We start from the raw sequence: 5668 nt of genomic DNA on the forward strand, positions 1-5668 counted from the left end.
CCTCGGCCGGGAGCGCGGCCTCGACGGCGGCCGGCGGCGGCCCCATCGCCGGGCGCGCCGGCTGCACCAGTGTGCCGAAGGCGACGGCGCCCACGACCGCCAGGACGGTCAGCAGCAGGCGTGGCTCCAGCCAGCGGCCGGCGACGGCGCCCGGCGCCATGCGCGAGAACACCGGCGTATCGCGTTCGAACAGCTGGTGCTTCAGCGCGCCGGCCACGTGCAGGACGAAGAGCGCGTAGAAGCCGAAGGCCAACAGCTCGTGGCCGTTCACGCCGATGGAATGCCAGACCTTCTTGGCGGCGGGGGCCAGGCTGTCGATCCCCGGGATGTTCGGCCAGAGCACCGCGCCATAGAGCAGGGTCGGGATCTGGATGCGGCTCGCCGAGACCATCAGCCAGCCGGTGAGCGGCATGCCGATCATGATCGCGTAGAAGCCCCAGTGCACGGTCTGCGACAGCACGATCTCCCAGCGCGCCAGGCCCGGCGGCTCAGGCGGCGGCGGGTTGGTCAGGCGCCAGCCGAGCCGGACGATGCTGAGCACCAGGATGGTGATCCCGATCGACTTGTGCAGTTGGAGGAGCGCGAAGTTCTCCGGCGTGGGCTGCCCGCCCATCCGCCAGGCGATGGCGACCTGGGCCGCAATGGCCAGCGCGATCAGCCAGTGAAGGATGATCGCCACCGTGGCGTAGCGGCTGCGGCCGGCGCTGAGGCCGTTGCGGACTGCGGTCATGAGGAGAGCTTCCTGCTGCGCCTGGACGGCGTGCTACTTCTTCTCGAATTCTACTTCGAAGATCACATCGACGTCGTCGTCGGTGAACTGGTTCAGGACGAAATTGCTGAGCCCGAAGTCCGAGCGCTTGATCCGCGTCGATCCCGAAAAGCCCAGCCGGGTGCCGATCGGGGTGACCCCGTGGCCTGCGCCGGCGAAGGTGACATCGAGCGTCACGGGCTTGGTCACCCCGTGGAAGGTCAGGTCGCCGGTGATGGTCCCCTTGCCGTCCTGCCCCTGCACGTCGGTCGAGACGAAGGTGATGGCGGGGTATTTGTCCGGCTCGAAATAGCCGGCGATCTGCTTGTTGAACGACAGGTCGTTGGTGTCGGCGGACTTCGGGTCGACGGTGAAGGTGACCTTGGTCGCCTGCCAGTTGGCCGGGTCGTAGGTGAAGCCGCCGTCCAGGCCGTTGAAGCGCATCGTGTAGTGCGAGAAGCCCATGTGGACGGTCTTCACGGTCAGGCTCGCGTGCCGCTTGTCGAGCGCATAGGTCCCGGCCGGAACCTTCAGCGGATCCTGCGTCGAGGGGTTGGCGAACGCCGCGCCGCCCAAGGCTGCCGACATCGCCAGCGCCGCCACAACCGTCCGCATCATCGGCCATCCTTTCCGCTCCGTCCCCTGCAGATGGTTCGTGGGAAGCTTGACCGAAAGACGGCGCGGGCGAGGAATTTATTCCCGGCTGACGTCCGCCGCCGGAATCGAAATGGCCGCCCCCGGGCGGGAGCGGCCAAATCTACAGCCTGCCTTGCCGGGAGCTCGGCTGGCCGTCAGGAGCTAACGGCGATCCTGCCAGCCGCGCCGTGCGGCCTCGGCGTGGCCGCGCGAGTCGCCGAACCAGCCGCCCTGGCCGCCGCCGCGGCCGCTGCGGCGATCGTCGTCATCGTCGCGCGAGCGCCGGCCGTCATCGCGCTCCTCCCAGCCGCGGCGGGCGGCTTCCGCATGGCCGCGTGAGTCGCCGAACCAGCCGCCTTGGCCGCGGCGATCATCGTCGTCATCCCGGAAGCGGCGCCCGTCGTCACGCTCGTCCCCGCCGCGGCGCGCCGCCTCGGCATGGCCCCGGGAATCCCCGTACCAGCCGCGGCCCTCGCCGGATCGGCGGTCGTCCTCCGCAAAGCGACCCCTCTCGTCGCGGTCGCGCTCGGCGCTCCGTGAGCTGTAGCGGCGGTCGTCATCGTCGGCGAAACGGCCCCGCTCGTCCCGTTCGCGGCCATAGCGGCGATCGTCATCGTCGTCGCGGCCGCCGAAGCTGCGGCTTTCGCCGCGGCTCCGCTCCTCCCAGCCCCGGCGGGAGGCTTCGGAGTGGCCCTGCGGGTCGCCGTACCAGCCGCGGCGGCCGTCTTCGTCGTCGCGGTCGCGGCCGCCGCGCGCGCCATAGCGGCCGCGGTCGTCGTCATCGGTGAAGCGGCCCCGCTCGTCGCGGTCGCGCTCGCTTCGATAGCTGGCCATGTCGTTCTCCTTTTTTCGGCCGGTCTGGAATTGGGAAAGTTCGAATGAGACGGGACGAGACGGCGTCAGGTCGTCCGGCTCGGCCATCAGCTGCTGCTTGCGGGCCTGCAGCTGCTTGGCGAGGTCTGGGGTGTTGACCCCTGCGGCCTGCGCCTTGGCGAAGATGCCTCTGGAAGGCGCTTCTTCCTCGCCGACGTGATGCTTGATCTGCTCGGCCAGCACGCTGACCTTGGCGTCGCGGAAACGGTCCCGCCCGGAGCTGTTCGAGAGGTCGGCGATCAGCACCTTGGCGCTGTCGTGCTCGACCTGGGCCTCGTCCAGCGGCTCCTCGTCCGAAGCCGCGCGCCGGCAGGCGGGATAGAAGATTTCCTCCTCGAGGGTCGTGTGGACGGTCAGTTCCATGCAGATCTGCCGCACGATCTCGCCCTTGCCCGAGGTCGCCGTCTGGTACTTGGCGAACAGGCCCTCCACCTTGCGGTGGTCGGCCTTCAGGAGCGCGATGGCGTCAGTGGCCTGGACCGAGCCGGCCGCGGCGGCCGGAGCCTGCCCGGCCGATGAGCCTTGGGCGCCGGCGCCGTCGCCAGGGTCGCCGGCGGCTTGCCCCGTCGGATTGTCAGACTTGCCATTCGCCTCGCCGCCCGAAGCGTTGTCCTGCTTGGCCATCTCTCGCCTCCTGCCCTTGTGCTTTCGCCACCCCGACACCCGGTCCCCTACGAGGATTTGCGCGGTGGCTATGCAGGCGAGAACCGACCAGGCGGACCCCCGGTTTCAGCGTGGCCGCTAAAATCAAGCCACGGATTTTTATGTCTTATTCCCGACACTCCGGCATCCGGCGGAGACTAGCCATCTGGCTTCAGACGGCGTCGGCTTTCCGACGGATCACGCTGATCCTGCCGTTGTTCTCCAGGGTCCCGAGGCGGACCTCATCCGGCCTTTCGACCTGCTCGAGGCGAAGGCCCTGCAGCAGGTCATCCTCGCCGATACCATGGAGAAACATCACCCGGCGGTCCTCCTCGCCGTCGCGGACCAGGACCACGGGTTCCGCCTTGAGCAGCTTGGCCAGCCAGGTCCAGCGCAGCGTCAGTATGGCCAGCACCCGGTGCAGGACCACCAGCAGCAAGGTCGCCGCCAGGGCCGGCCAGAACGGCGCCTTGCCGGTCATCGCCCGACTGAGGTTCGACCCCACGATTAGGGCCACGACGATGTCCAGCGGCGTGGCGTGGGCGAAGGTCCGCCGTCCGGCGATGCGGATATAGGCGATCCCGATGAAGAACAGGATCAGGGCCCGGGCGCAGAGCTGGGCGGCGTTCGCATCGCCGTTGTCCGGACCGATCAGCGTGCGGAGCACCTCCATGCGGACCGTAACGCCGCCGGTTCCAGCGCGTTGCCCTATTGCGGTTCGACGCAGGCGTGCGGGCCTCCGCGGCTTTGCCGCGCCGGGACCATGGCCTAAGACGTGGCGCGAAGCTGATCCGGAGCCCATCATGACCTTCCGCGCGCCTGTCCGGGACCTTGCCTTCGCGCTTTCGGCCGTCGGCCACGACGCCCTGATCGCGCGGGCCTATCCGGACCTCGACGCCGACACCGTGGCCGCGGTGCTGGAGGCGGCCGGCGCGTTCGCGACTGATGTCCTCGCGCCGCTGAACCGCATCGGCGACATCGAAGGCGCCCGCTATGCGAACGGCGCCGTCACCGCCGCCCCAGGCTTCGCCGCCGCCTACCGCGCCTTCGTCGCCGACGGCTGGAACTCGCTGTCCGCGGCCCCGGAATACGGCGGCCAGGGCCTGTCGAAGGCGATGGAGCTGGCCGTCTTCGAGATGGTCCACGCCGCCAACATGGCCTTTGGACTGTGTCCGATGCTCACCCAGGGCGCCATCGAGGCCTTGGCCCTGCATGGGACGGAACGCCAGAAGCGGCTGGTCCTGCCGAAGCTGGTGTCCGGCGAATGGCCCGGCGCCATGGTCCTGACCGAGCCGCAGGCCGGAAGCGACCTTGCCCAGCTCACCACCCGCGCCGATCCGGACGGAAACGGCGGCTACAGGCTCTCCGGCCAGAAGATCTTCATCACCTGGGGCGACCACGACGCCGCCGACAACATCTGCCACCTGGTGCTGGCCCGCACTCCCGACGCGCCGCCCGGCGTGAAGGGCATCAGCCTCTTCCTGACCACCAAATATGCAGTGAAGGACGACGGGACCCTGGGTCCGCGCAACGACTTCCGCGCCGGCTCCATCGAGCACAAGCTGGGCATCCATGGCTCCCCCACCTGCGTCATGCTCTACGAGGGCGCGCAGGCCGAGCTGGTCGGCGAGCTGGGCCAGGGCCTGCCGCACATGTTCGTCATGATGAACGCTGCGCGCCTGCAGGTCGGCGTGCAGGGCGTGGCCATCGCCGAGCGGGCCTTCCAGCAGGCGCTGGCCTTCTCCCAGGAGCGCCGCCAGGGCCGGGCGGTGTGGTCGGGGGACTATCCGGCGGAGATCTACGGCCACCCGGACGTGCGCCGCATGCTGATGCTGATGAAGGCCAAGACCGAAGCCGCCCGCGCCATCTGCCTGACCACCGGCGTACTGGCCGACATCGCCCGTCTGGCCGACACCGAGGAGGAGCGCGCCTCGGCCCAGGCGCGGGCGGAGCTGCTCACGCCCATCGCCAAGGCCTGGTCCACCGACGTCGGCGTCGAGGTGGCGTCCCTGGGCGTCCAGGTGCACGGCGGCATGGGCTTCATCGAGGAGACCGGCGCGGCGCAGCACTACCGCGACGCCCGCATCGCCCCGATCTACGAGGGCACCAACGGCATCCAGGCCATCGACCTCGTGGGCCGCAAGGTGGCCATGGCCGACGGCGCGGTGATGCGCGGCCTCTGCGCCGAGCTGGCGCTGACCGCTGAGACCCTGACGGAGGTCCCCGAGCTCGCCTCGGTCGGCCGCCGGCTGGCCGCGGGCGTTGCGGCGCTGGAGCGGGCCACCGACTGGCTACTGGCCAACCGCGGCGCACCCAGTCTTGCCGCCGCCACGCCTTACCTGAAGCTCGCCGGCGACGTGATCGGCGGGGCCCTGCTGGGCCGCCAGGCGTTGGCCGCGGCGGGCGACCCCTTGTCTTCTGGCGACCCCTGGCTCCAGGGCAAGTCCGCCCTCGCCCGTGTCTTCGCCGGCCAGGTGCTGGCCCAGGCTTCGGGCCTCGCCGAGGGCCTGATGGACGGCGCCGACGACCTCGAGGCGACTCCCGCTACGGCCCTCGTTTCCTAGGGCCGATTCTTCGAAGCTTTACTATTTGCGGCGACCCTTCCGGCTTGGGCAGGGCGCGTGTGAAATTCATGAGAGTCGAGCTCGCGGCTGCCGCGCAAGCGAATCGCTCATCGTTGAGCACCTACCAGCTCACGCTCAACGGCCTGTCGCAACCGTTCCTTTTCCATGCCGCCTTCAACGGGCTGGCGGCCCTCTGCCTGGTGCT

Annotated in this window: 5 protein-coding genes; 1 reads left to right on the forward strand and 4 read right to left on the reverse strand. The window is 69.7% G+C overall.

The window, feature by feature from the left end; all coding sequences use genetic code 11:
• The 4 genes from JWP28_RS15115 to JWP28_RS15130 form a co-directional block, all read right to left on the reverse strand.
• On the reverse strand, window positions 1-730 hold a 730-nt coding region (locus JWP28_RS15115), incomplete at its 3' end, for a cytochrome b (RefSeq protein WP_299544142.1).
• A 33-nt stretch (window positions 731-763) separates the two neighbouring features.
• Window positions 764-1366 carry a YceI family protein gene (locus JWP28_RS15120; protein ID WP_299544144.1) on the reverse strand — a complete coding sequence of 201 codons (603 nt, stop codon included), beginning with the start codon at window positions 1364-1366 and terminating at the stop codon, window positions 764-766.
• Window positions 1367-1546: 180 nt separating this feature from the next.
• Window positions 1547-2881, reverse strand: a complete 1335-nt coding sequence (locus JWP28_RS15125; protein ID WP_299544145.1) for a hemerythrin domain-containing protein — start codon at window positions 2879-2881, stop codon at window positions 1547-1549.
• A gap of 190 nt (window positions 2882-3071) precedes the next feature.
• Window positions 3072-3572 carry a YetF domain-containing protein gene (locus JWP28_RS15130; protein ID WP_299544146.1) on the reverse strand — a complete coding sequence of 167 codons (501 nt, stop codon included), beginning with the start codon at window positions 3570-3572 and terminating at the stop codon, window positions 3072-3074.
• Between the two features lie 130 nt (window positions 3573-3702).
• Between JWP28_RS15130 and JWP28_RS15135 the strand changes: the two genes are divergently transcribed.
• Window positions 3703-5463 (forward strand): acyl-CoA dehydrogenase, encoded by a 1761-nt coding sequence (locus tag JWP28_RS15135; protein WP_299544149.1) that lies wholly within the window; start codon window positions 3703-3705, stop codon window positions 5461-5463.
• The last annotated feature ends 205 nt before the right edge of the window (window positions 5464-5668 follow it).

Origin of the sequence: Phenylobacterium sp., assembly GCF_028290885.1 — a bacterium.
Classification (GTDB): Bacteria; Pseudomonadota; Alphaproteobacteria; order Caulobacterales; family Caulobacteraceae; genus Phenylobacterium.